The organism is Peribacillus sp. NPDC097198 (genome assembly GCF_044762055.1).
Classification (GTDB): domain Bacteria; phylum Bacillota; class Bacilli; order Bacillales; family DSM-1321; genus Peribacillus.
Window position 1 is genome coordinate 288307 of the sequence record NZ_JBIWDO010000005.1, and the last position, 24855, is coordinate 313161.

24 protein-coding genes and 2 pseudogenes are annotated in these 24855 nt (G+C 39.5%); 20 read left to right on the forward strand and 6 right to left on the reverse strand.

Features of this window, described 5'->3' with window-relative positions:
- The first annotated feature begins 1 nt into the window (after nt 1).
- The 3 genes from ACIQXQ_RS11460 (at nt 2) to ACIQXQ_RS11470 (ending at nt 2005) form a co-directional block, all read left to right on the forward strand.
- Complete coding sequence (locus ACIQXQ_RS11460) at nt 2–508, forward strand: hypothetical protein (RefSeq protein WP_402957503.1); 507 nt, start codon at nt 2–4, stop codon at nt 506–508.
- Nucleotides 509–546: 38 nt separating this feature from the next.
- The gene (locus ACIQXQ_RS11465) at nt 547–1404 is read left to right on the forward strand and encodes a DUF6843 domain-containing protein (RefSeq protein ID WP_402957505.1); all 858 of its coding nucleotides are present in this window, start codon (nt 547–549) and stop codon (nt 1402–1404) included.
- 85 nt (nt 1405–1489) lie between these two features.
- Nucleotides 1490–2005 (forward strand): cupin domain-containing protein, encoded by a 516-nt coding sequence (locus ACIQXQ_RS11470; protein ID WP_402957507.1) that lies wholly within the window; start codon nt 1490–1492, stop codon nt 2003–2005.
- Nucleotides 2006–2102: 97 nt separating this feature from the next.
- Here ACIQXQ_RS11470 and ACIQXQ_RS11475 read toward each other — a convergent pair whose 3' ends face one another.
- On the reverse strand, nt 2103–3545 hold the full coding sequence (locus tag ACIQXQ_RS11475; RefSeq protein ID WP_402957509.1) for a GntP family permease: 1443 nt from the start codon (nt 3543–3545) through the stop codon (nt 2103–2105).
- 196 nt (nt 3546–3741) lie between these two features.
- Nucleotides 3742–5730 carry a YjhG/YagF family D-xylonate dehydratase gene (locus ACIQXQ_RS11480; protein ID WP_402957511.1) on the reverse strand — a complete coding sequence of 663 codons (1989 nt, stop codon included), beginning with the start codon at nt 5728–5730 and terminating at the stop codon, nt 3742–3744.
- A gap of 479 nt (nt 5731–6209) precedes the next feature.
- On the opposite strand from ACIQXQ_RS11480, the gene ACIQXQ_RS11485 reads away from it, so the two are divergent.
- The 6 genes from ACIQXQ_RS11485 (at nt 6210) to ACIQXQ_RS11510 (ending at nt 12464) form a co-directional block, all read left to right on the forward strand.
- Nucleotides 6210–6977, forward strand: a complete 768-nt coding sequence (locus ACIQXQ_RS11485; RefSeq protein ID WP_402957513.1) for an IclR family transcriptional regulator — start codon at nt 6210–6212, stop codon at nt 6975–6977.
- 73 nt (nt 6978–7050) lie between these two features.
- Nucleotides 7051–7944 carry a fumarylacetoacetate hydrolase family protein gene (locus ACIQXQ_RS11490; protein WP_402957517.1) on the forward strand — a complete coding sequence of 298 codons (894 nt, stop codon included), beginning with the start codon at nt 7051–7053 and terminating at the stop codon, nt 7942–7944.
- A 115-nt stretch (nt 7945–8059) separates the two neighbouring features.
- Complete coding sequence (gene gucD / locus ACIQXQ_RS11495) at nt 8060–9526, forward strand: alpha-ketoglutaric semialdehyde dehydrogenase GucD (RefSeq protein WP_402957519.1); 1467 nt, start codon at nt 8060–8062, stop codon at nt 9524–9526.
- 429 nt (nt 9527–9955) lie between these two features.
- On the forward strand, nt 9956–10741 hold the full coding sequence (locus tag ACIQXQ_RS11500; RefSeq protein ID WP_402873423.1) for a DUF4839 domain-containing protein: 786 nt from the start codon (nt 9956–9958) through the stop codon (nt 10739–10741).
- A 595-nt stretch (nt 10742–11336) separates the two neighbouring features.
- On the forward strand, nt 11337–11795 hold the full coding sequence (locus ACIQXQ_RS11505) for a GNAT family N-acetyltransferase (RefSeq protein WP_402873426.1): 459 nt from the start codon (nt 11337–11339) through the stop codon (nt 11793–11795).
- Nucleotides 11796–11972: 177 nt separating this feature from the next.
- Entirely contained in the window at nt 11973–12464 is a 492-nt protein-coding gene (locus ACIQXQ_RS11510; protein WP_402957521.1) for a DUF2975 domain-containing protein, read from the forward strand.
- Nucleotides 12465–12590: 126 nt separating this feature from the next.
- On the opposite strand, the gene ACIQXQ_RS11515 is transcribed toward ACIQXQ_RS11510, so the two are convergent.
- Both ACIQXQ_RS11515 and ACIQXQ_RS11520 read right to left on the reverse strand, forming a co-directional pair.
- Nucleotides 12591–13385, reverse strand: coding sequence for an SDR family NAD(P)-dependent oxidoreductase (locus tag ACIQXQ_RS11515; protein ID WP_402957523.1), 795 nt, complete (start codon nt 13383–13385; stop codon nt 12591–12593).
- A 51-nt stretch (nt 13386–13436) separates the two neighbouring features.
- A complete protein-coding gene (locus ACIQXQ_RS11520; RefSeq protein WP_402957525.1) occupies nt 13437–14447 on the reverse strand; it encodes an AraC family transcriptional regulator in 1011 nt (336 codons plus the stop codon).
- Nucleotides 14448–14963: 516 nt separating this feature from the next.
- Here ACIQXQ_RS11520 and ACIQXQ_RS11525 point away from each other — a divergent pair.
- Both ACIQXQ_RS11525 and ACIQXQ_RS11530 read left to right on the forward strand, forming a co-directional pair.
- Nucleotides 14964–15176 carry a hypothetical protein gene (locus ACIQXQ_RS11525; protein ID WP_402957527.1) on the forward strand — a complete coding sequence of 71 codons (213 nt, stop codon included), beginning with the start codon at nt 14964–14966 and terminating at the stop codon, nt 15174–15176.
- A gap of 168 nt (nt 15177–15344) precedes the next feature.
- A complete protein-coding gene (locus ACIQXQ_RS11530) occupies nt 15345–15734 on the forward strand; it encodes a YhfM domain-containing protein (RefSeq protein WP_402957529.1) in 390 nt (129 codons plus the stop codon).
- 226 nt (nt 15735–15960) lie between these two features.
- Here ACIQXQ_RS11530 and ACIQXQ_RS11535 read toward each other — a convergent pair whose 3' ends face one another.
- On the reverse strand, nt 15961–16554 hold the full coding sequence (locus ACIQXQ_RS11535; RefSeq protein WP_402957531.1) for a TetR/AcrR family transcriptional regulator: 594 nt from the start codon (nt 16552–16554) through the stop codon (nt 15961–15963).
- Nucleotides 16555–16745: 191 nt separating this feature from the next.
- On the opposite strand from ACIQXQ_RS11535, the gene ACIQXQ_RS11540 reads away from it, so the two are divergent.
- The 9 genes and pseudogenes from ACIQXQ_RS11540 to ACIQXQ_RS11580 all read left to right on the forward strand — a co-directional run.
- On the forward strand, nt 16746–17513 hold the full coding sequence (locus ACIQXQ_RS11540) for an SDR family NAD(P)-dependent oxidoreductase (protein WP_402957533.1): 768 nt from the start codon (nt 16746–16748) through the stop codon (nt 17511–17513).
- Nucleotides 17514–17920: 407 nt separating this feature from the next.
- Nucleotides 17921–18775 carry an alpha/beta fold hydrolase gene (locus ACIQXQ_RS11545; RefSeq protein WP_402957536.1) on the forward strand — a complete coding sequence of 285 codons (855 nt, stop codon included), beginning with the start codon at nt 17921–17923 and terminating at the stop codon, nt 18773–18775.
- A 406-nt stretch (nt 18776–19181) separates the two neighbouring features.
- Nucleotides 19182–19430: pseudogene (locus ACIQXQ_RS11550) on the forward strand (IS1595 family transposase); the annotation flags it as partial.
- Between the two features lie 51 nt (nt 19431–19481).
- A complete protein-coding gene (locus ACIQXQ_RS11555; protein WP_402957538.1) occupies nt 19482–19919 on the forward strand; it encodes a GNAT family N-acetyltransferase in 438 nt (145 codons plus the stop codon).
- Between the two features lie 560 nt (nt 19920–20479).
- A complete protein-coding gene (locus ACIQXQ_RS11560; protein ID WP_402957685.1) occupies nt 20480–21421 on the forward strand; it encodes an aldo/keto reductase in 942 nt (313 codons plus the stop codon).
- 536 nt (nt 21422–21957) lie between these two features.
- A complete protein-coding gene (locus ACIQXQ_RS11565; protein ID WP_402957540.1) occupies nt 21958–22209 on the forward strand; it encodes a hypothetical protein in 252 nt (83 codons plus the stop codon).
- A gap of 252 nt (nt 22210–22461) precedes the next feature.
- A complete protein-coding gene (locus ACIQXQ_RS11570) occupies nt 22462–22917 on the forward strand; it encodes a GNAT family N-acetyltransferase (RefSeq protein ID WP_402873445.1) in 456 nt (151 codons plus the stop codon).
- A 401-nt stretch (nt 22918–23318) separates the two neighbouring features.
- Entirely contained in the window at nt 23319–23639 is a 321-nt protein-coding gene (locus tag ACIQXQ_RS11575) for a hypothetical protein (protein ID WP_402957542.1), read from the forward strand.
- Nucleotides 23640–23731: 92 nt separating this feature from the next.
- Nucleotides 23732–24279 (forward strand): annotated as a pseudogene (locus ACIQXQ_RS11580) (IS1595 family transposase); the annotation flags it as partial.
- 102 nt (nt 24280–24381) lie between these two features.
- On the opposite strand, the gene ACIQXQ_RS11585 reads toward ACIQXQ_RS11580, so the two are convergent.
- Nucleotides 24382–24807, reverse strand: coding sequence for a type 1 periplasmic-binding domain-containing protein (locus tag ACIQXQ_RS11585; RefSeq protein ID WP_402873451.1), 426 nt, complete (start codon nt 24805–24807; stop codon nt 24382–24384).
- Between the last annotated feature and the right edge of the window lie 48 nt (nt 24808–24855).

A 24855-nucleotide genomic window follows, 5' to 3' on the forward strand; every position in this document is an offset into this window, starting at 1 on the left:
AATGGTAACTAATCGATTAGAAACAATTCATTTGCCAAGTACATTACGGGGAAGAAGTTTGCATTCAAAAGTGATTCCGACGGTTTGTAATTTGAAAAATATGCTTACTAAACTAACAGAAGTGAATGGTGATGTATCCAAATTAAAACAGTGGGAGAAAAGGTGTTTTAAGGCGTATCAGCTTGAAGGTATTAAGACCGATTTACTATCGGTAGAAGGTGATGAACGAATCAAACTGATAAGAGATCATATTTTAAATGGGGAACCTACATATTTCGGGGCCAATTGTATTGATATGTACTTAGTTGCTTATGTTACGGAAAATAACTGCATAGGTAAAGATCAATTCTTTCATTATATGAAAATCATGGGGATAACGGATAAGCCTAATTCAGCACAAGCCATTTGGCAGGTTGGAAAAGGCGATGGGGTATATCTAGAAATCTTACATAATGATGGATCGGTTCGTGATTGGAATTTTTTCGCCTCGTGGATTAAGGGCAATTAGATATATGGAAATAGGATTACATCCAAAGGAGAATTGCCATGCAAGAAATAATCAGTAGAAAAATCAAATCTGTCCTAGTTGTCAGCGCTATTCTGAGCGGGTTCTTTCTTCTATTGGAACCTTGGATGGTTATACCCGTATTGATCTATGCATTCATCGGATGTGCCGTCTACGGGCTACCAGTTTCGTTTTTATCGGATTTTGTCACGAAAAAGATTGGGAAGTATCGTTTTGTTGTCGCCTCTTTGATTTATTCGGTGTTTGGGTTTCTACCCTTCCTCTTATTAGGAGAACTTGGAGTCTATGCCGTTGTCTGCTCTTTGCTTTTCTTCCTTTCAGAAGAGTGGCAGAGAGCGAGAGGAAACGGGAGGGGGCTAAAGACAGCCAATCGGATGATATTTATGAATGCACTATCTACCACCCTTCTATTCTCTTTAGCTGCATGGGGATCGATGTTAACCCCGAATTCATTGTTCGAAGAGCATACAAACGAACTGTATCTTATTCCAAAAGGGTATGAGGGGGAAGTGAGGGTGGTATACGATGTTGAGGATGCGCCAAGACCTGAAAAAAGCGAAGACTTTGATGTGTATCGAGTTAATGATAAAGGCTACACACTCAGCCCCCTTCCTGAAAGTGAAGGCGTTATACATAATCAATATTATTATATGGATGCAGAAGGTAATAAAGAAAAGATTGACGATAGTTGCATCAATCATGGAGGTACGGATGGCGTAGAGACAGATGACTACGAGTACTTCACTTCCTACTTTTTTGTTACACAGACACAATGTGGTGATACGTTTGGTGAAAATGGAGTTCCACCCGATATGCCCCGTGGCATTTCATTAGATCAAATTATCGATGAAGAAGGATTGAATAAGCTTGCATACTAGATTGAAATGTAGGTACGGTTTGATATATGATCAAATCACGTGCCGTCCTTACGATTGAGCGGGCATTTTTGGGGAGGTATTTACTATGAACGATGCGAACTATTATGTGACCAAGCTCGGGATGGAACCACATCCAGAGGGTGGGTTTTATAAACGGACATTTGAATCCGAGGAGCGGACTTCAGATCAAGAGTTATCAGTGGAGTTTGAAGGAAAGAGAAAGCTATATACAAGTATCTTCTTTCTATTGGGCTCGACTGACATTTCCCATCTACATCGTTTGAAATCCGATGAACTATGGTATTACCATGCGGGAAGCCCTTTAACGATTCATGTGATTGATGAGAATGGGGACTACAAAGAACGTAAGCTGGGGATTAACCTGGACGAAGGGGAAGTCCCACAAGTTTTGGTCCCGAAAAACTCTATCTTCGGTTCTTCCGTCAGAGAAGAAGATACGTTCTCATTAGTTGGGTGCATGGTCTCGCCCGGTTTTGAGTTCCAGGACTTTGAGCTGTTCACTCAAGAAGAGCTATTGTCAAAATATCCTCAACATAGGGAAGTAATCATGAAGTTGGCTTATGAAGAAATCCCTAAATGATTGAGCTGTTTTACACACGATAAAAAAGAGAAGTGGATACTCTACACTCTAGTAGGATATCCACTTCTTTTTTTCACTATATAGACTCTTTACGTTTTTATATTCCGACTGTGTTTCCTTTATCTTTAGGTCGGCCCGTCATACTGAAATACACGGCTCCTATTATAATGAGAACGATGATGATTCCTGCGATAATCAGGGATGAGTTTAATAATAAAATGAATCCTAATCCTGATAAAGAAGTGATCGTGGATAGTACGGTCCATGTTGAGAATGTTTCTTTCATGCTTAGTCCAAAGTATTCTTTAATCATCCAAAATCCTGCGTCATTCACATGTGAGCAAATGGAACTGCCTGCTCCCGTTGCGAGCGTTACCAAGGCTAGATTCACATCGTATTGAGCCAGGATGGGGATGACTAATCCTGCAGTGGAAATGGCGGCAACTGTGGCTGATCCTAACGAAACCCGTAATATGGCAGCGACTAACCAGGCAAGGATGATCGGTGACATGGCACTGCCTGTAAATAATTCGGCCACGTAATCTCCTACACCCCCAGTGATGAGTACTTGCTTGAAGGCACCGCCGCCTCCAATGATCAAGAGCATCATCCCGATTGCTGCAATGGATGAGGTACAGGAAGCCATCACATCCCTGATAGGAGTCTTTCTTGCGATTCCCATCGTATAGAAGGCAAGGAATAAAGATAACAACATGGCAGTCGAAGCGTTTCCGATCAGGCGAACGATTTCTATTAATGTATTATCCTCAAACCCTACTGATTTTTGAACCATATCAAGGATGGTAGCGATCGCCATTAATAAAACAGGGAACATGGCAGTCAATACACTTATACCGAAACCAGGCGTTTCTTCCAGTTTGAATGTTTTTTGTTCGCCTAAAGAAGCGATATTACCTGTTTTCTTGAATGCATCTGGAACAATTTTTTTAGCAAACTTCGTATAGAGGGGACCTGCAAGGATGACGGTTGGTATGGCGACGATGATCCCGTAAAGTAACACCAATCCAATATCTGCACCATATTCACCAGCTATGACGGTTGGACCTGGATGTGGGGGTAGGAAACTATGTGTGGCTAATAAGGCTGCAGCCATGGGGATACCTAGGTGCAGAATCGAAACTTTCAGTTCTTTGGCCATGGTGAATACAATCGGAATCAATAATACTAATCCCACTTCAAAGAATAGGGCGATCCCGACGATAAAAGAGGCAACCACAACAGCCCATTGAATTTTATCTTCGCCAAATTTGTTAATTAAGGTCATGGCGATACGCTGGGCTCCCCCTGCATCGGCAATTAATCGACCGAGCATGGCTCCAAGCCCAAAGATTAAAGCAATATGGCCAAGTGTACCGCCTAATCCACCTTCAATGGTTGTCACGATATCCTTTAAAGGCGTCCCTAGTGCTAAAGAGACAACAAAAGAGACAACAATCAATGAAACGAATGTATTTAACTTGAATCCAGTAATCAAAATGAGCAACAGGATAATCCCAAACGCTACTATAAGTAATGGCATACTATACCCCCATAAAATAATTAAATTTTTCAGTTTGCTTAAACTACGAAAATAATGACTCTAGGATGGCTATGCTCTTTTGTTTACCAGTCAAATAGTAACCGCTTTCATTTTGTAAAAGTCAGCGTACTTCATCATCCAGTTTCTTAGGAGATAGGGAGAGTGTTAAAAAGTACCAAAGTTGAACAGAAATACATTAATTCTGAACGAGCGTTTTTTCTTCACCCAATGCTTTTATTCCAGCTTGTAGAACTTCAATAATTCGATCTGTATCATAGATATTCCCACGCCAAGTTCCTCCACTCACTGATTGAAGTGCAGCCCATAAACGAGTATCATCTGGAAGTTTGGGATCCGGTCTAAGGTCCGGGTGAAGGTCACGTGCTTCTAAGACTGTAGTGGCCTCTTCTAAAGAAAGTCTTTCATTCTCCGTTCCGACGAAATTGACGGAACCCGCTAATTGATTGCGATCGACGATGATTTCAATGATATCTCCGTCACGCAATTTTCCTATTGCTCCCCCAGCCAAGGCCTCCGGTCCAATGTGTCCAATGCATGCGCCTGTAGAGACACCAGAAAAACGCGCATCCGTAATCAAGGAGACATGTTTTCCGTAAGACAGATGTTTTAAGGCCGATGTTAGTTGATAGGTTTCCTCCATCCCCGTTCCTGAAGGACCGCCGCCCATAACGACCATTACATCTCCTGCTTGTATGCCTCCTGTTTTAATCGCTTTTATAGCGGACTTTTCTGAAGTGAACACTTTGGCTTTTCCTGTATGGCGATATACTCCATCTTCTCCCACTACGGATGGATCAATGGAAGTGGATTTAATGACGGATCCTTCAGGAGCAATATTTCCTTTCGGGAATGTTACGGTAGACGTTAGCCCTTTTTCTTTTGCTATGGCTGGGTCCATGATCACGTCATCAGGGTTGATCCCATCATTTTCTAACAGTTGTTTCTTCATCATGGCCCGTCGTTCTGATTGTTCCCACCAATCGAGGTTTGCACCAAGGGTTTCGCCGGTAACTGTTAGTACATCTTCATGCAAGACACCCAATTTTCTTAAATGAAGCATAACTTCCGGGACTCCACCTGCCAGGAATACCTTTACGGTTGTATGGCCAGTTGGACCATTTGGCAGTACATCGACTAGGCGGGGGACTTTCTTATTGATTCGAGTCCAATCTTCAACAGTTGGTAACTTGCATTTAGCTGCATGGGCAATGGCTGGAATATGAAGTAATAAGTTTGTGGAACCTCCGAAAGCTGCGTGAATCACCATCGCATTTTCGATTGCTTTATCCGTAATAATATCCTTGGTGGATATTTTTCTCTTCTCCAATTCTAAAGCTGCACGTGCTGATTGCTTTGCCATCTCCACCCATACTGGTTGGCCTGAAGGGGCTAGTGCCGAGTGAGGTAAGGCCATTCCAAGGGCCTCTGCCACGACTTGGGATGTGCCAGCCGTACCAAGGAATTGACAGCCACCGCCTGGTGTTGCACACGCACGGCAACCGAGGTCGGCAGCTTCTTGCAACGTGATTTCGTTGTTTGCGTATCGTGCCCCGATGGTTTGGATCTTTCCTGCATCTTCTCCATTGGTAGGTGGGAGCGTAACACCTCCAGGGACGATGACAGTTGGCAAGTCGTGCATGGATGCTAAAGCGACCATCATGGCTGGAAGACCTTTATCACATGTAGCGACTCCAATAACTGCCCGACCTGTAGGCAATGATCGGATTAATCTTCGATAAACGATGGCTGCATCGTTTCGATACGGAAGGGAATCAAACATCCCGGTCGTTCCTTGAGTACGGCCATCACATGGGTCACTTACGAATCCTGCAAAGGGAACGCCGCCTTGTTTACTAATCTCTTCGGCTGCCGCCTTCATTAATAGGCCTATTTCCCAATGGCCGGTATGATAGCCTAATGCAATAGGCGTACCATCATGATCCCTAATTCCCCCTTGAGTACCGAGGATGAGGACTTGTTTTCCAAGGAGGTTTGAAGCTGACCATCCCATTCCAACATTTTGAGATAATCCAAAAAGGTCACCACTTGGTGATTCTAACAACATTTCGGAAGTAAGGGGGAGTGAACCATCTGCCCCTTTTGCATGCGTTTGAATTTTGTAAAGAGAGACATCCTCATCGCCAAATATTGATTGAAATGACATATATATAAACCTCCGCAATTAGATTTTCGCTTTCATCGCAAGTAAATCACGCAATATTCCGGTATTCATTCCCTATAAATCTATATTTATCTTCGAAGTTCTCTGAGAAACCTCCTTTTGTTTTATAATATAAAACAACGTTCATCTATAAAAAACTTATGATGTAATCTAAAGTAATCATATATTTTCTGAAAAGTCAATTAATTTTTTCGTAGGAAAAAACCGTATATTTATAAGAAGTTTTACCTAGATAATAATGACGTAATCCAGGAGGGGTCATCTGAAGAATAATCCGAATCATCATAATTTTATGTAGGTACATAAATGGATTCAATCCAATTATTTATGGGACGAAAAAAATTCCATGTAAGTAATATTGCTTCTTGACTTTTCCAAAAATCTAGTATTATATTGAATTATGAGAAAATTTCGTCATTATAAAACCGAGTTTCATAATTTAAAACAAGTAGGTGACAATCATGCCTGTTATTCAATCAGTAGATCGCGCTCTTCGCATTCTCGATTTGTTTGACGAACATACAACAGAATTGAAGATAACAGATATCAGTAATCAAATGGGACTTCACAAGAGTACCATCCATTCTTTATTGAAAACGCTTTTAAATCATGGCTATATCAGCCAGAATCCTGAGAATGGGAAGTATGGATTGGGAATGAAGCTTTTTGAAAGAGGGAACTATGTCATACAGTCCTTGGACGTCAGGGATTTATCAAAAAAATACTTAATGGATTTATCGGCAAAAACCGGACAGACAACTCACTTGGTTATATTGGACGGAAAAGAAGGGGTATATATTGATAAAGTGGAAGGCCCTATGGCTGTTATTCTTTATTCAAAAATAGGAAAACGAATTCCACTTCACTGCTCCGCTGTTGGTAAAGCGTTAATCGCCTTTAAAGATCCGGAAGAAATTAAAAAAATTCTACATGAATATGTCTATTTAAAACAAACGGAGCTTACCATTACGGAGGAATCTAAATTCATGCGTGAGCTTCAACAAGTTCGATCTCAAGGGTACGCCATCGATAACCAGGAAAATGAGCCTGGCGTTCGTTGTATTGCAGCGCCTATTCGAAATCATGAGAATAAGGTTATTGCAGCGATTAGTCTTTCTACACTCGTTGGTCGCATAAATGATTCTCAGTTAGACATTTTCATCGAACAACTGAAACAGGCGGCCTTAGAATTATCAGAGCAAATGGGGAATGGGATACCAATTTCATAGAAGGTGGTTCCCTTCTCTTTTGTCTATATATAAAAACTGTGTTTTATATTATAAAACAAAAGGAGGCTATTTAATGCGGATTATCCGATATATCAATGAGCACTCAAATGCAACGCTAGCAGCTGTTACCAATGGGGGAGAAGTATATCCCCTTCCTCAAGAAGGCTTGATTGAACTAATCCAACAGGCAAACGAGCAACAAGTATCCCCACTCTCTTTCATAGAAAATTTCCTTTCTACATCAATGCCTATTCAACAACCATTAGAAGATTTATCATTACTCGTTCCCATTGTAGCGGAAGAAGTATGGGCGTCTGGCGTTACATATGAGCGTAGCCGCGATGCCCGTAACTATGAAGCGACAGATGGAAGGCTTGATGCCACTACTTTCTATGACAAGATCTATGAGGCGGAACGTCCGGAAATTTTCTTTAAGTCCACGGCCGCGCGTACAGTTGGCCCAGGGAAGGACGTATATTTACGCAGTGACTCCAATTGGCAGATCCCCGAGCCAGAATTGGGCCTTGTCATCGACCGGGAAGGTGGCATTCTTGGATATACGATTGGGAATGACATGAGCTGTCGTGACATTGAAGGAGAGAACCCTCTTTATCTCCCACAAGCGAAAATGTGGAAAAACTCCTGTTCCATCGGGCCAGCCATCCTCCTTGCCGAGTCCGTGAAAGATCCTTATGATTTCGACATCACCTGTAGAATCTACCGGAATGACGAGCTTAAAGTAGAGGGACAAGCGAATACCAGCCAGTTAAAAAGAAAATACCATGAACTAGTCTCGTTCCTCATTCGCGACAATCAAATTTTTGACGGCACTGTATTGTTGACGGGAACGTGCATCATTCCGGAAAATGACTTTACCTTATTGGATGGAGACCGGATTGAAATTGAAGTCTCTGGAATCGGTGTCTTGAAAAATAATGTAAAGCTGCCGAAGAACATTTTAGTTTGATTAAAGCAGGTGGTGTACTGATTTTGTAGAAAACACTTGTGCAATAACAATAATTAACTATTCAATTAATTTATTTCACGATTAAACCATTACAAGGAATATGGGGGTATATATGATGAACGTAAAAACGGATGAAAAAACGTATTTAAACTATATCAATGGTAAATGGGTATCGGCTTCTATTCAAAAGGTCGATACGAGTATCAATCCAGCCAATCGTCATGAAGTCGTCGGGTATGTACAGCAGTCTGGGAAAGAAGATCTGGATGATGCTGTGCTTGCTGCGAAAAAAGCCCAAGTGTATTGGAAGAAACTATCCGGTGCTGCCCGTGGGGAGTTTTTGTATAAGGCCGCGAATGCAATCGAGCGACGGATCGATGAAATTGCGGAAACAATGACGCGTGAAATGGGAAAAACGTTCCCCGAAGCAAAAGGGGAAACAGCTAGGGGTGTCGCAATCCTACGTTATTATGCAGGAGAGGGAATGAGGAAGATAGGTGATGTGATTCCTCCATCGGATTCCGAAGCCCTGATGTTCACGACTCGTGTTCCCCTAGGAGTTGTAGGTGTGATCACGCCTTGGAATTTCCCAGTAGCCATCCCTATCTGGAAAATGGCACCGGCACTCATCTATGGAAATGCCGTTATTCTGAAACCGGCTCAAGAAGCGGCCGTAACCGCCGCCAAAGTAATGGAATGTTTTGATGAGGCGGGGCTTCCGGTGGGGACGATTAATATGGTAACAGGACCGGGGTCTGTCATTGGTCAGGCGATTACCGATCACCCGGATATTAATGCGGTTACATTCACGGGGTCTGATTCGGTCGGTAAATCGATTGGACTGGGGGCTTTCAAGCGTGGTGCTAAATATCAGTTGGAAATGGGCGGGAAGAACCCTGTCATCGTGGCCAATGACGCCGATTTAACCCAGGCCGTAGAAGCAACGATTAGCGGAGGTCTCCGTTCCACAGGTCAGAAATGTACGGCCACAAGCCGGGTAATCGTCCAAAGTGAAGTGTATGAGGAGTTTAAAAATAAACTGATTGAGAAGATAAAGGAAATAAAAATTGGCAATGGCTTGAATGAAGATGTATGGATGGGTCCATGTGCAAGTGAGAATCAGCTTAATACAGCACTATCATACGTTAAGAAAGGAATCGAAGAAGGCGCAACGTTGATTCACGGCGGTAAACGTATAGAGGATGGGGAATTAGCCGATGGATTCTTTATGGAACCCGCTGTCTTCGAAAACGTTAGTAACAGCATGACGATCGCTCAAGAGGAAATCTTCGGACCCGTGCTTGCCCTGATCAAAGTGGAGACGTTGGAAGAAGCCGTCCACATTGCAAACGACGTGAAGTTTGGGCTAAGTGCTTCTATTTTCACCAAAAATATTGGTCACATGCTTTCCTTCATTAATGAAATGGATGCTGGTCTCGTACGGATTAACGCCGAATCAGCTGGAGTTGAACTTCAAGCCCCATTCGGGGGGATGAAACAATCCAGTTCCCATTCCCGTGAGCAGGGGGAAGCGGCAAAAGAGTTTTACACGTCTATTAAGACCGTATTCGTAAAGGCATGAATGAAAATAGGGTCTGATTAAATGAATGGATCCTCGAAATTCATAATTTCTTAGAAAGGGTAAGCCCCAAAAGTCAGACAATGACTTTTGGGCTTGCCTTTTTTTCGTTAGTCTATGTTAAAGGTAAGGGTTGATTTTTAGTAAGGTGGTATTGCTTGTGAAATGTTACACTTCAACTAACGGGGCAGGATAGCTGAAGACTGCTGTTTGACCTTCATTCAATAATTGGTCCATTATCTGGAATATAAAGGATTGTCTGAATTCTATAAGTTTGTAATAATTGGTGGTAAGCAAACTCTCCACTTTATTAGTTTGGTTAATTGCATTTATAGCTTCATTTTGATGTAAATTCATCATTATTTTTATATAAAGGTTAATTAATACAATCTTAAATGGGCGATAAATATGTTAATTGGAGGATAGTCAAAAATGAAGAAATTAGTTAGTGTTCTTATTGCCTGTATTTTTGTTATTGCATTAGCGGGATGTGGTGGAAATTCGAATGAACATGAAGGTGAAGCAAAAACGCCGTCAGGTTCAAGTATCCAAGAAGGTAGAAATCACCAAGATGTTATTAATGATTTTGAAGAACAAGGTTTCACGAATATTAAAACAGAAAAACTGGAGGATTTAATTACAGGGTGGCTAACAAAAGATGAAGAGGTTGAAGAAGTATCTGTTGGTGGCGATGTTGATTATTCTCCAGATGAATGGGTATCTTCGGATACAGAAGTCATTATTAAGTATCACACATTCAAAAAAGAAGAAACTGAGAGTGTAGCAGAATCTGAGGTAAAAGATAATTCAAGTGCGGAAAAGACGGAAGAAGAAATCTTAACAGTAGATAGCAACAAAGAATTAGCGGAAATACTTAGCACAAAAGACGAGTCTAGTCCTCTTTTTAAAGAATTTGCTCAGAAGTATGCTGGAAGAACCATTGAGTTTGATGGGAATACCGCTAATGTGAGTAAACACGGAAATAATGAAACAAGATTTAATTATTTAATTTTTGCTGGAGATTATAGTACAACAACTTTCTCAGGACCTCAATTCCAATTTAAAGATGTTAATTATTATGATTTACATCTTACAGGAGATAATATCCCTGATCCTTTTGGAGTAGGTCTTAATATTCGTATCATTGCTACGGTTGGAGAATTTGATGAAAATACTGGTCTTTTTCTACTCAAACCAGTTTCTATCAAAATGAGATAAATATCTTTAACACGTAGCTTTATAGGTTAATAAGATATCATTTGAGTCAACTTTGGCATTCACTTTACAAAAATCTAAAGATATAGATACTCACCTTCTGAAAAAAGAAGATGAATATTGTTATCTCTTTTCATTGTTTACATACCGTATTTCTTATAGAAATAACGGGGCAGATTAGTTGAATAAAAAAGCCAAAAACAATAAGACAGTAGGTGAATTCAATGTATGTTAGAGCCTTTTTTATAAAGGGAAAATGGGAAATATTATTTTTTGCGTTATTATTTATAGCGGGATTTATTTCAAGTTTTATCTTTATTGGTGGGCCTGTTACCTATTCAGCTCCTTTTGGTGTGTTATGCGGATTTTTATTATTGCTTTTTATCGAGTACAGAAGGTTTAAAAAGACATTTACTACTCAAAGTTAAGATAAAAAAATACTTCAATCAAAGCCTTGCTTAGTAAGAATCGGGATTTATACCTGTAATAAATAAAATGAGCTTGGAGATACATTTTCCTGCTCATTTTTTTGAGCATTATTAAATCACCATTACCTTTAACATAGCCTAAAAAATAAAAAGATTCCTGGGAGGTCCAGATGAATATTGAGTTTAAGGTAATTGATCAATCAAATTATAACGAGTGCATAGAACTTCGCTTACATAAAGAACAGGAGAACTTTGTCGCCCCTAATATTTTTTCATTAGTACAAAGTGCATATGAACCAGATCTATACCCATTAGGGGTTTATTGTGATAATAAAATGGTTGGTTTTATTTTATATGATTTTGATTATGAACTTAACGGATGGTCAATGAGCAGATTTATGATTGATGTGAACGATCAAAACAAAGGAATAGGGAAAATGGTCATACAAAGGTTTATAGAGTTTTTTATTAATAAATATGGTCATGTACCACTTTATACAAGTGCTTCTGTCGATAATCAAATTGCAATTGCATTATATGAACAATTTGGTTTTGAAAGAAAAGAAGTAATAGAATATGAAGCGGGTGGAAGAAAACACAAAGACTTTAAAATGCTTGTACAACTTTAACGTTTTTTTAAGGGTAATAATGAGTAGAGGTAATCAAAGGTATAGAGGGGCTGTATAATCTTATTCCAGTGGATTTTCAAGAGGCAGAAATGTTGTTAAATCAACGTTTCTGCCTTTGTTTTACGATAAAAATCGTGTTAGGTTCAATGGACATTAAAACAAATGAGGTGCTTTTCTATGAAACGAAGTTCGACACTCTTTTTGAAGGTGGCTGTGATTTTCATTGGCACTCCAGTTCTTGCTTTGTGCCTATTTGTGTTGCCTCAGATTGCGAATGAAGCCAATGAAGCAGCAGATCGAGGATGGGGCTTGGCCTATGTGGTATATGGAATTCTAGTAGTGATGTATCTGTCAGTCATTCCATTCTACTTCGCTCTTTATCAATCGTTTACCCTTTTGCGTTATATTGACAAGAACCAGGCTTTCTCGGAGTTATCTGTTAGAGCTCTAACGAAAATCAAAAACTGTGCCCTCATAATCAGTGGTCTTTATGTAATCGGCTTACCATTTGTCTTTATCTTAGCGGAGAATGATGATGCACCGGGTCTTATCCTAGTTGGAATGGTGATGATTTTTGCGCCGATGGTGATTGCGGCGTTTGCGGCTGTTCTTCAAAGACTTCTACAAGAGGCCGTCGGGATAAAATCAGAGAACGACTTACTGAGGTGAGTGATGTGGCAGGATGTGATGCTGGCTAAAAGGAAAATGGCGTAACAGAACTGTCGAGACTGCCAGCCCGGAGACCTTTTGGAATGCTTCTGCCCCGCATCCCCCAATCTAAATTGAAAGGAAGCGTTAAAAAATAGTCGGTACCATCCCCCCATCCATACGGATTGGAGAACCTTTAAAGGAGGATGCATAAGGACTACATACAAATGCAGTTAGTCGGCCTATTTCACTTGGCCTGATAAATCGCTGTATTTCAGATTGTGGTAGGTTTGTAGTCATGAATTCTTTCTCCTTTTCTGAAAACGTCATATCTTCATTAGGGTAGATACCGTCAATGATTTGCTGCACATTTTCAGAGAGTGTTGGCCCCGGTAAAATTGTATTTACTGTAACTTCTGTTTCAATTGTTAATTTCGATAAGCTTTTTGACAAGGACAATAGCATTGATTTTGTCATGCAATACTGTGGCATTTGTCCAGAAGGCATAATGGCTTCTTCACTCGCAATAAAGATAATGCGACCATCGTTATTTTTCAGCATTTTTGGTAAATAGAATTTAGATAACCCATTTGCAGCAAGAACGTTGGTGCGGAAGTATTTTTCCCATATTTCATCGTCCACGTCCTCATAGTCCATCACTTCATAAATACCCATACTGTTAACCAAAATATCAATAGTGGGATATTCCTTGAATAAAGCTTCTCTTTGTTGAATATCCACAATATCTGCTGTAGCATTTCGAGGAAAGGTATCTGGAAAATCCGACTTGATTTCATTAACAGTACGTTCTACATCTTCGAAATTTCTTCCGTTGATTAGTACATTAACGCCTTCTCTGGCCAGTTCTATGGCAATTGCTTTACCTATGCCCTTTGTTGATCCAGTAACTAGAGCTGTTTTGTTGTTTAATCCCATATCCATCATACATTTCCCCTTTTTATATGAAAAAACTCACTATTAAGGCCCATCCATTTATCGAGTCTGTGTACCTAAATGTTCAGCGCGCCAATGAGAGGGAGTAACACCTTCCCATTGGCGGAAGGCGCGGTAGAACGAGTTCTGGTCTTCATATCCCATCAGGAAGGCGACTTCTTTAATATCGAGCGAGATGTCTGTTAAATACACTCGTGCCTGCTCTTGACGGACTTCTGCCAAGAGGTGCTTGAAGCTCCTGCCCTCATCAGTAAGCCGGCGCTGTAAGGTACGATCGCTCATCCCCATCTCCCTCGCGATCGTCTGTATGTCGGGGCGCCCTCCTGTTAGACTACGCTTAATGATCCACTTAACTATCTCTGTAATGGGGATGATACGTTGATGCTCACCCAACGATCGGTCCAGAACGGGTGTCAGGATTTCCAACAAATCTGCGTTGTACGAGACAAAGGGACGGTCCAGGTCTCTTCGATGTAGCGTCAGCCGATTACCATTTGCACCGATCTGTATCGGGCAACCGAAGTAAGCTTCAAGTGCCTGAACATCGCCCATCGGCTGCGAGAATTCTACAGAACTTGCCATCAAGGGTTGGCCTGTTCCCCGACGCCCTAGCTCCAGAAGAAATGCCAGCGTAATCCCAACTAGCAAGGGCGGGCCGGATTGCTCGGTATTCAACCAATCCAGTTCAATTGTGCAGTGTTCATCTTCCTCGTTTATGCGCAAAATTTCGGGGGGGCAAAGTTGTTTGTATCGAGCCATTCGTTTGAGAGCGTCGCGGTAGTCACGAGCGTGATACGTTGCTAAGACGGACGGCGGATATTGCGCAGGTTCGAAGACGGTCGCAAGCTTGATGATCCCCTTGGCAGTGTCATCCATGATATCGGAATAAGCCTGCCAGATTGCTAAGTATTGGGCGGTGGGGACAACTGGTGCAGTAAGAATGGTGAGGGGCAGTTGTGCTTGTTGAACTACGTCGTTGGCGGTTATTCCTAGTTGGCGTAATCCTTCCCAAAATCCTGCCGGGATTTTAATTCGAGTATGAGATGTCATACCATGAGCCTTCTTTCTTTTATCTATGTAAACATTCACTAGTTTTGATTGTGATTATAATCTATCTAATTGGTGGGACAGTTATATATTACCTGCCCCATGTCTTTCTGTAACTAGTAAAGGGAGACAAGTTACTTGCCGATTGCGCCAATTGGCGATGCGTGGTTCCATGCAAGCCAACTATCGAAACAGGTTTATTCAAGCGAAGTACATCACAATTATCTTTTTAAAAGCTATGTTACCGTCTAGGGTTATTTTTCGTGAGGTGGTTTCGTTTGTAAAATGTTACTTGATTTTATACATTCGAATGATTTCCAGATAGGTTGATAGTTGATATAATGATGCTGATTTAGAGGACCTTGTAAAAATCATTATGAACGAAGATAGGTTTACGGTGAATTAATAAACTTTATTCAACTAACGGGGGCTTTACTCCAAATAAGTTAGTTAAATAAGTTAGTTTATTTTCAAATATAATTACTTTATGGGATATGCAGGGTGGGGAAATTTATTGGGATGACAGTAGTTTTAGTTACTGGCATTACGTTAATATGGGCAGGGATATTTTATTTAACAAAGAAAAATTACCAAAACCAAGATGAAGGTCTAGAATTTTTGATAACAATCACCCCTTTACCTCATATTTTTAATTATTGGTTAGTTAAAACTTTATTTATTGTTTCCGGATTATTAGCTTTTCTTGCTAATATTTACGGGTTTTTAACCTAAATTGAAGGGTTTCATAAAAACTTTAATCCTTGTTGAACTGACGGGTGCGTTAGCTGAAGATCGGACCAATATTTAATGTAGCTTTTTGTTATGGAACTATCGGGCAGGTTAGTTGTAGAAGACGATAGAATATAACGTTGAGGTTAATTCTAAAGAGGGGGGAGTAATATGAAAAAAAAGATATTGATATTGATAATGGTAGTTTTTATATTCGTTATAGGATTTAATATGTTTTATAATGGGTTTTCGAAAATTGAAAGTATGACAATACAAAAATATGATGAAGCATTTGAAGATGGAAAAACTACAACTGATAAAGGAAAGATAGCTACTATTAGAGGTATCTTGAATAGAGCAAATCACCTAAATGCTGAGTACAAAATTGCAACTGAACCAAGATACAAGATTCAACTAACCTACAAAGATAAATCTACGGAGGTTATTGACGTCTTCGAAGAATTTGGTAAGAACAAGACTCTTCTAAGTAGTAATAAGAATGGTTATTACGAAATAAATGATAAACAAACGCAAAAAATATTAGAACTCTTGTTGAACTAACGGGGGCTTTACTTCAATATCAAGAGCTAATTACTCAGCTCTTTTTTTTGTTATTCCGTTAACGGGGCAGATTAGTAGAAGAAGGAAATGGATAATAAAAAGTGGAATATATTTATTTAAAAGGTAAAGGCCATACAAAGCAAGACCCCCAATTTAACCGATGAATTCCGGTTCTGTTGGGGGTTGGTTGGTAATAACCAATAAAAGGAGGTTTTGTGCATCATATTTAAGAATTCTTTGGCCAAGCCATCATTGCCATATCGACTACTTCCAGCAGTTCTTCGCGAGTGGCTCCACCGGTGGCTTGCACACAAAGCCCATGCTGGACAGTCGTTACGTATCTCGCTAGACGATCTGGGTCCGTATGGGATGGCAAGTCGCCGTCGTCAACAGCTTGTGCGAATCGTCTGCTGAGTGCTTGTTCCGTCGAGGCCCTGCGCATATTTAATTCCTGACGTATATCTTCGGATTCTTCTCCGCAAGATAGGGCAGCTTGCACGAAAAGACAACCACTAGGTGTGTCCTCATTGGTTATATTCTCAATCGTTCCATAGAGCAGGTGCTCGGCAACTGCACGGGCATTCGGCTCTTGCATGGCATAAGTCCGAAACATCATCGGCCCAACTTCATAACGATCTAATACTTTTTGAAATAATTGTTCTTTATTGCCGTAGGCAGCATATAAACTAGGCCGACTGATGCCTAAAGCTTTAGTCAACACTGTGAGAGAAGAACCTTCATACCCTCTTTCCCAGAACACTTTCAAAGCTCGGTCCAAAGCTGCATCTGTATCGAATGCGCGAAAATTCCCCCTTGGCATTTAAACATCTCCCCACATTAAAACTAACTATAGATAACGTTTAGTGTACATGATTTGACTCATAAAATAAACGTCTTAAACAATACATGATGTTTTACGCTTGACTTTTACACATTTTGGAAGTAAGGTGAATAGGAATTCACTATACCGAATGGTATTGTGAATATTTTAATCCGAGAGGAGAGATGAAATTGAAAAATACATTAAATAAACTTGCAGGAAAAGTTGCCTTGGTAACAGGCGGTTCGCGTGGTCTAGGCGCTGTAACTGCTCTGGCACTGGCTGAGCAAGGAGCCAATGTTGTCATTACTTATGTCTCATCGAGTTCGAATGATAAAGCGAATGCTGTGGTACGTGAAGCAGAAGCTAAAGGGGTTCGAGCATTTGCCATTCAATCTAACCAAGCTGATGCCCATAAAGCTGATGAATTGATTCAGCGTATTGTTGAAACGATGGGACGCTTAGATATTCTTGTTAATAACGCGGCAGTTGCTTATCAAGGAATCCCAATTGATAGCCCGGATATTGATATTGCTGCTCTGGATCATCAATATGCGGTCAATGTTACAGGGGTTATCGCCCTCATTCGCGCAGCTGTAAAAGTCATGGAAGACGGCGGCCGAATCATTACCGTCGGCTCTGGTGTTGCTTCTCGAACAGGTCATCCAGGTCTGGCCGACTACGCAGCGACCAAAGCTGCTGTTGTTGGCTACTCCAAAGGTGCTGCAAGGGATTTGGCGCCACGAAACATTACCGTAAACGTCATTCAGGCAGGCGGCATGGAAACGGATATGGCAGCGCCATATGCCGAAGCCAAACCTGCAATAATTTCAACCTTAGCAATCAAACGTTTTGCAGATGCAGAAGAAGTTGCAGCAGGCATCCAATTCTTAGCTAGCCCTGAGGCGTCTTATGTTACCGGTACTGTCTTCGATGTCGATGGTGGGTATGGAGCATAACGGTGGAAGTCGATAAGGATTAAAAATCGGTTGACTTAGATTTATCCTGTTCAGCCGCTTTTATAAATCTTGATATTGTGAACACAACCCGATGTAAGGTTACCTTCTGCATATCTGATATCGATGAAACAGTTTTTTGACCGCAAATTTTCTCCAATTGTTGGATATGAGTGGATACTGTTCGGCTACTCGACTGAACCTTTTTTCTTCATGTAAGGCAATAAACGCCTAAAAAAACGTCCTTCTAAAGAATCTATCAACATCTTTCTACCCTTCCTTATTTCAATTTGAAATAGTAGATATTCAATTTATTCGCGAGTCAAATATATATTTTTAATATATACGATAACCTTAGTTCAAAACCAATTACCGCAATACCAGCAATAGATACAGAAGGAGATGAAAAAATGAAGACTAGTTATCATCAGCAAAAAGTTGGAGATGTTGAAGTTTTTTATCGAGAAGCCGGCCCTATGGATGGTCAAGTGATTTTATTATTACACGGCTTTCCATCTTCAAGTCATATGTTTCGCGATCTGATTCCCAAATTGGCAGAAAACTACCGTGTTATTGCCCCTGATCTCGCTGGATTCGGTCATACAATCACTCCTCCACGCAGTCAATTTAACTATACATTTCACAGCCTTTATCAAGTTATTGAAGGTTTTACTGAAGCTTTAGGTCTAAATCAGTATGTTCTTTATGTGTTTGATTACGGTGCACCTGTTGGTTATCGTTTGGCTATGGCTCACCCGCAAAGAGTTCAAGCAATTATTAGTCAGAATGGTAACGCTTATAGTGAGGGTTTTAGTGACGCATGGGGACCTTGGGAGACGTATTGGCACTCTCCAACACCTGAAAATCGCGAGGCATGCCGCGCTTCCTTGAGCCCTGAGACCATTCGTAACTTTCAGTATCTGCATGGAGCTGATGCTAGCCTTGTATCACCAGACGGCTATTCCTTGGATATTGCTTACATGTCACGCCCGGAAGCTGAAGAAATCCAACTGGACTTGATTCTTGATTATAGAACAAATGTGGATCTTTATCCTGACTTTCAAGCTTATTTCCGAAAGTATCAACCTAAACTGTTAGCGGTATGGGGTAAAAATGATCCTGCTTTTCTCCCCGCTGGAGCTGAAGCTTATAAGCGTGATATTCCATCTGCGGAAGTCCATTTACTTGATACTGGGCATTTTGCTCTCGAAACACATACTAAAGAGATCGGTGAGCTAATTCAACAATTCCTAAAAAATTTATAGCAAATTAAGTTAGGAGCCAAATTATTTATTTTGCTTAATGACTAACGGGTGCTTTACTTCCATATCAAGAGCCGTACTTCAAATCAGCTCTTTTTCTGTTATTCCACAAACGGGGCAGCATTCCTGTGATGACTAATCAATCAAAAAACAACTAAGTTTGTGAAGTGATGTCTTAAATTAACAGGTGCTTTAGTTCTATAAGGAGACATCTTAAAGGTTCAAAAAGTGGTCTTTGTTAACGACCTCATGAATCTTCGATATCCCGATAAGTTGGTTTATGTTAACTAGTTGTTTATTTGCATTAAATTTTCTTTATCTTTAAAATCTGATTTTGATTAAATATTCTATAAATATCAGTCACATATTCAGGAATGGTTGCATCTCCTTATAGATTTACTGCCAATTTTATGTCATAAAGGGCTTATATCACATTCAAAATGTCAAAAGCTTTCATTCTCGGATAAAGAAATGGATTGACCGTTTTAAAGGTATAGCTACAAAATATCTTGCCAATTACCTTGCTTGGTTCTTGTTTATTGATAGTCGCAGTAACGAAAGCACTAAGCAACATATTAAAGAGGTTCTTTTAACATCATTTGTATTTGAAATGACAGAAACTTATAGTAGTCTTCGTTTATCTAAGTTCATTGCTTAAAACAGGCATTAACGGGCATTCGACTTAAATTGGGAGAGGAGAACTCAATTTATGGAAATAAGAAAACCAAACGATTCAGAATATAAAAGGATTTTATCGCTTTCGCCACAAGCCTTATTCGATGGTACATTAGGGGAGGTAGAACCATCGGGTGAAAAAATCAAACAACTTATTGAACCGCTATTGCAGAAAGGAAGCTACTATTTAATAGCTTCTGAAGACGATAATCTACTGGGATGGATTCTTTTAGGAACAAGTAAAGACCAATTTACTGAAAAGAAATATGGTTTTATTTATGAATTATTTGTGTTAGAAGAATTTAGAGGAAATGGAATTTCAAAACGTTTGATAGAATCAGGTATGGAACATCTTAAACAGGATGGATATTCAGAGGTTCGTTTAAGTGTATATGCTGGTAATCAAGCCATTAAATTATATGAAAATATGGGATTCAAAAATAGAACCATTACAATGAGTATGTCCATTTAAAACAACCGTTTACAAATACACTGACTTATTACAAATTAGGGAACCAATCTAACTTGTTCCCTACATATTTTTGAAAAATCAACATTAAAATTTAACAGGGCCTTGGAATAACATCCTCTGTGGTTTTCAGCAGGAAAATCTGGCGCTGGACCACTTGTTATGAAATAGATCTTGAGAATCACTTTCTAGGCACTTGTTTTGGAATTACTACCTAAATTGTCTTTCACTAAATCTTAATTGCTTTCCAGCAAGCTTCAAGAGTCTGCTGAATTTGATATTCATCAAGAGAATATTTTCCTGCTAAATAGCCTTGTATGACAGAGTTAATCATTCCAGTCACGAGTTGGCAACATAATATGATGTCCATTTCTTCGGATCATACCTTGGAATAAATATTCTATTCAATCATACAATTGATTGACGCGTCCTGCTTCATCTAAGGCTGCGGCTTCAATACCAGCTTCGGATAAGTCTAAATAAGAGGTTGGGCAAGTGGAATCCCAAAAAATGAATGCCATCAATATTATTTCTAGGAGGTAGAATAGATGAGGTCGGAAGCTATACAAAAAAGGACGCTTGGACGCGAGGGGTTAGAGGTTTCAGCATTAGGTCTTGGAACCATGATGATGCCGAATAATGAGGAATCGGTTCGCGTGATTCAGGAAGCGCTGGATAGCGGTGTCACCATGTTTGACACAGCTGATATTTATGGTGAATTTGCACAGCAACGATTCGGAGAAAACGAGAAGTTGGTAGGTCGGGCGCTTAAGGATAGAAGGGATAAAGCGGTGATCGCCACGAAATTTGGTATAACACATACCCAGGGGCCCAAAGGTGATCCGGCGTATATTAAAAAATCCGTGGATGCTAGCTTATACCATCTCGGATTGGATTACATTGACCTTTATTATCAACACCGCTACGATCCGAATACCCCTATTGAAGAAACGATTGGAACGATGGCCGACTTGGTTAAGGAGGGGAAAATTCGCTTTATCGGTCTTTCTGAAGCACCTGCTGATATCATCCGTCGTGCGCACACCGTTCATCCCATTACGGCAGTGGAAACGGAGTATTCTTTATGGAGTAGAGAAGTGGAAGATGAAGTACTTCCGGTTCTCAAAGAATTAGGAATTGGTTTTGTACCTTATAGCCCACTGGGACGGGGGTTCCTGACAGGACAAATTAAAAAGTTTGAGGATTTGGCTGAGGATGATTATAGGCGAAATTATGAGCGGTTCCAAGGCGATAATTTCATTAAAAATGTGGAAGTCGCAGGGCTGATAGAAGAGATGGCTTCAAAAAAAATGTGTACATCTGCTCAACTTGCATTGGCGTGGCTGCTCGCCCAAGGAGACTTCATTGCGCCAATCCCTGGTACAACGCGAATAGACCGGGTGAAGGAGAATCTTGGCGCTCTACAGGTTCAACTTACTCCAGGGGATTTCGAAGAAATTGAACGTATCTCTCCAAAAGGCCTCGCTGCCGGTGGGCGTTTCTAAATTTACAGTAGCCATTCACACGCTAACAATGAGTATCAAAAAAACTCCTATATAGGAGTTTTTTTGATTTTTACAATCAAGTTCAAGGTGAGTCCCAATTACTGTAGAGGCAGCTCCGAAGTATTGATAATAGGATCATCGTGAAAAAGAATAATATCGTCATTATTCCAACTATCTTAATGACGTTATTTTGTTTACAGGTTTTTTGCTTTACGTGTTAATTCACAGTTTTTTTCACTCTCGGCAAAAAAATGTGTTTGCTGAACCTAGTAAATCTTAACGAAAGACACTGAATTTTTTCAACACGTTATTCGTTTCTTCTTCGGTAACGCCGATATAACGCAAAGTGACAGAAGGGTGAGAATGATGCAGGATCCGTTGCAACATCGCAATATCCTTTAATAAAAAAGCTATGTTAAAGGTAAGGGTTGATTTTTCGTAAGATTGTTTTGCTTGTGAAATGTTACACTTCAACTAACGGGGCAGGATAGCTCAAAACAATGCAGAACTATACTATTTAAAGGAGTGATAACTAAGTGGAGAAAACCATCGAGCCAGAGGTGGAGACATCAGCGTTTGTAGAGGTTTTTACAGCTGTTCTACCATTTGTTCTTTTAGCGGTACTAGTTGTACTCATTGTCTTCATTGTATATGTCGTAAAGATTGCTAATCGTTATCTAGCTAATGGCAAAATAGCTGAACAAAAATTCAAAAGGGAAGAAACAGATATACAGGAGATTAAAAAACAACTTGACCGAATTGAAAAAATCCTAAATGAAGCAAAATGATTTTACTTATTGTGCTAATAGGGCATTGATCTTAGAAGGATTAATGCCCTTTTCTGTTGAACTTCTTATTGTAGAAAAGGGGCAGGTTAGTGGTGTTTTTTAGGTAATTAAAGGAAATAAACTTTGCGTAATTTTCCACTTTTTTTTGTAATAAATAATGGAATGTTAATTTTCTGTTAATTAAGGAGTTACGGTGTGAAGAATCGACTGGGGTAAATTAGGAAGTAGTGAGGATAAAACAGGGGGAATTTTATGATATGTCTTATCAATGATAAAGAACACAAAGAAAAAATAGCAAGAAATATATTGTGTGATCTACCAGATTGGTTTGGACTCCCAGAAAGCACGGACGAATATATACGTTACAGCAAGGATATGCCTTTTTGGGCCGATATTGAAGATGAAAAAACAAGAGGGTTTGCTGTATTGAAAGAGACAAGCCCCTATACTGTTGAAATATATGTTATGGGAGTGCTAAAAGAATTTCATAGGAAAAAAATAGGTAAGCAACTATTCCAATATTGTTATGAGTATTCTAAGGAACAAGGTTACTTATATATGCAAGTAAAAACAGTAAAAGAAGGGTGCTATGAAAATTATGATAGAACAATAGCCTTCTATAAGAATCTTGGGTTTAAAGAATTTGAATGTTTGCCTACCCTTTGGGATGAGTGGAATCCTTGTCAAATTTACGTAATGGCTCTTTAGTTAATTTTCATTTGGGGGCGTTGATCCAAGAAGAAGGATTAACGCTCTTTTAAAGCTCTTATTGGACAAACGGGCAGCATTTCTGAAATGAAGGAAATGAATTATGTATGCTAGAGCGACTAAGTTTGTGAATTAATGTACTTATACTAACGGGGGCTTTAGTTAAGAAGGCATCAAGAATGATGATTCGTCTAATCAAGAACATTTGGTGAAGGGGTTATTCTTGATTGATCAATTGAATAAAAAGTAAAAGTATCCTTTGAATGCCTTTCAGAGTGTAGACAAACCCCTTTTTCAAAAAGCTGTTGATATTCTTTTAATTAGTATTCACTCCCAAATTTTAAACTATAATAAATTTTAACAATGCTTTGATATGGACGCAAAGAAAACGAGGGGATGGCTTGCATAAAATTGTAATTAAATTACTTTTAGTTTTGGGAGTGGTATTTTTAATGACCGGTTGCGGAGAAGATAAAAAAGAAATCACAGAAAAAGCAAATGAAGCAGCTATTAATTATTTAAAAGAAGAAAAAGATATAGTATTTGAACCTGAAAGTATCGAATTTACATCTGCTATAGGCGGAGGCACTGTCAGCGTAAATGGTTATGACAAAACTACATTGGAAAAATACAATGTATATGTTAATTATGGCGATGAAAAAGGGTATTGGGTTAGTGGTTATAGTACGGGAGAAGAAGTGGAAACCAAAGAGGTGAATTAAGAACAAGGCTGTTTTCGTATAGATTGTTGCTAAGAAGGACATACTGTATAGTAGAATAAAAGACTGAATCGGAGTGTTCCTAATGGCAATGGTTTGGTTTGGAGAGTGACAAAGGCAAAAAACATATCCATCACAGGAAACCTCGTAAACGGGGTGGTGTCGCTAAAAAACGGGGAATTTCCAAAGAACAAATTTGTGTAGTAGTTGCACACGATAGAAATGGTCAAATTCTTTCTCAAACAGCAGGATTAGGACGTATAACGGCTATTGAATTAGACTCGGTGTTAGGAAAACATATAGACTCCTCTGCTTTGTTATGCACTGATACAGCCACAAACTATAAGAAGTTTGCAACAATGAAAAAGTTGCAACACGAAGCAATCAACGTTAGTAAAAAACAGTACAAAAATAAGGGCATTTACCATATTCAACACGTTAATGGGTATCATAAACGCTTAAAAAAATGGATGGATAGATTTCAAGGAGTAGCCACTAAATATCTTGATAATTACCTTTTCTGGCATCGTTACCTTGAACTTAATAAGAAAATGCCTTTTCAAGAACGTGTGAAGAATTTGCTATAGCTTCCTGTAAACGTGTGAACTATACAACCGTTGAAAGTATTAGAAAAAGTGTGTAAAACACTCCCTCTATGGCGATAACTTTACTTTTAGAGTGCAAAACATATCGCATTTCTTACAAATTTCAAAGTTATATTCACGATGGTCTGTCTTTCTGAGATTTATTGCTTTATAATTTCTCTCAATTCCTGCGTTATTTCTTTGGATGTGAAATATACTCTGTCTTCGTGACCGATATAGAAAAATGCACTTTGTTCTCCCTCTTCGCCTAAATAACATTGTAACAACCAATTGTCGCCTTTATAGTCTGTAATGAGTAAATCATAATTCACACCTTCCAGCTTGTCCTTCTCTTGTTTAGCAGTTATGAAGGCGTTTTTTAAAGTATCCAATTCTTTCGAGTCTTCAAAAGTTACAAAGAATTCATTGTTAAGTTTTCCAAAAGCAGTCGATTTGGAAATAGCGATTTCTTTTATATCGCTGACATCAACCATCAACATTCCATTTTCCTTTTCGGATTGACAGCCTGTTAATGCTAAAGTTATGAAAATAGATGTCAAGATTGTAAATATTAATTTGCAATTCATTCTCATCACCTCCAAATTCAATTACTGCAATAATTATCCTACCAAGAA

Bases quoted from the DNA above. Each gene is read 5' to 3' on its own strand.
- ACIQXQ_RS11505 (WP_402873426.1), top strand. From the start codon at position 11,337: ATGAATATTGAGTTTAAGGTAATTGATCAATCAAATTATAACGAGTGC.
- ACIQXQ_RS11535 (WP_402957531.1), bottom strand. From the start codon at position 16,554: ATGCCAAGGGGGAATTTTCGCGCATTCGATACAGATGCAGCTTTGGAC.
- ACIQXQ_RS11490 (WP_402957517.1), top strand. From the start codon at position 7,051: ATGCGGATTATCCGATATATCAATGAGCACTCAAATGCAACGCTAGCA.
- gucD (WP_402957519.1), top strand. From the start codon at position 8,060: ATGAACGTAAAAACGGATGAAAAAACGTATTTAAACTATATCAATGGT.
- ACIQXQ_RS11465 (WP_402957505.1), top strand. From the start codon at position 547: ATGCAAGAAATAATCAGTAGAAAAATCAAATCTGTCCTAGTTGTCAGC.
- ACIQXQ_RS11500 (WP_402873423.1), top strand. From the start codon at position 9,956: ATGAAGAAATTAGTTAGTGTTCTTATTGCCTGTATTTTTGTTATTGCA.
- ACIQXQ_RS11510 (WP_402957521.1), top strand. From the start codon at position 11,973: ATGAAACGAAGTTCGACACTCTTTTTGAAGGTGGCTGTGATTTTCATT.
- ACIQXQ_RS11515 (WP_402957523.1), bottom strand. From the start codon at position 13,385: ATGGATATGGGATTAAACAACAAAACAGCTCTAGTTACTGGATCAACA.
- ACIQXQ_RS11475 (WP_402957509.1), bottom strand. From the start codon at position 3,545: ATGCCATTACTTATAGTAGCGTTTGGGATTATCCTGTTGCTCATTTTG.
- ACIQXQ_RS11485 (WP_402957513.1), top strand. From the start codon at position 6,210: ATGCCTGTTATTCAATCAGTAGATCGCGCTCTTCGCATTCTCGATTTG.
- ACIQXQ_RS11545 (WP_402957536.1), top strand. From the start codon at position 17,921: ATGAAGACTAGTTATCATCAGCAAAAAGTTGGAGATGTTGAAGTTTTT.
- ACIQXQ_RS11470 (WP_402957507.1), top strand. From the start codon at position 1,490: ATGAACGATGCGAACTATTATGTGACCAAGCTCGGGATGGAACCACAT.
- ACIQXQ_RS11525 (WP_402957527.1), top strand. From the start codon at position 14,964: ATGACAGTAGTTTTAGTTACTGGCATTACGTTAATATGGGCAGGGATA.
- ACIQXQ_RS11585 (WP_402873451.1), bottom strand. From the start codon at position 24,807: ATGAATTGCAAATTAATATTTACAATCTTGACATCTATTTTCATAACT.
- ACIQXQ_RS11520 (WP_402957525.1), bottom strand. From the start codon at position 14,447: ATGACATCTCATACTCGAATTAAAATCCCGGCAGGATTTTGGGAAGGA.
- ACIQXQ_RS11530 (WP_402957529.1), top strand. From the start codon at position 15,345: ATGAAAAAAAAGATATTGATATTGATAATGGTAGTTTTTATATTCGTT.
- ACIQXQ_RS11480 (WP_402957511.1), bottom strand. From the start codon at position 5,730: ATGTCATTTCAATCAATATTTGGCGATGAGGATGTCTCTCTTTACAAA.
- ACIQXQ_RS11555 (WP_402957538.1), top strand. From the start codon at position 19,482: ATGGAAATAAGAAAACCAAACGATTCAGAATATAAAAGGATTTTATCG.
- ACIQXQ_RS11570 (WP_402873445.1), top strand. From the start codon at position 22,462: ATGATATGTCTTATCAATGATAAAGAACACAAAGAAAAAATAGCAAGA.
- ACIQXQ_RS11460 (WP_402957503.1), top strand. From the start codon at position 2: ATGGTAACTAATCGATTAGAAACAATTCATTTGCCAAGTACATTACGG.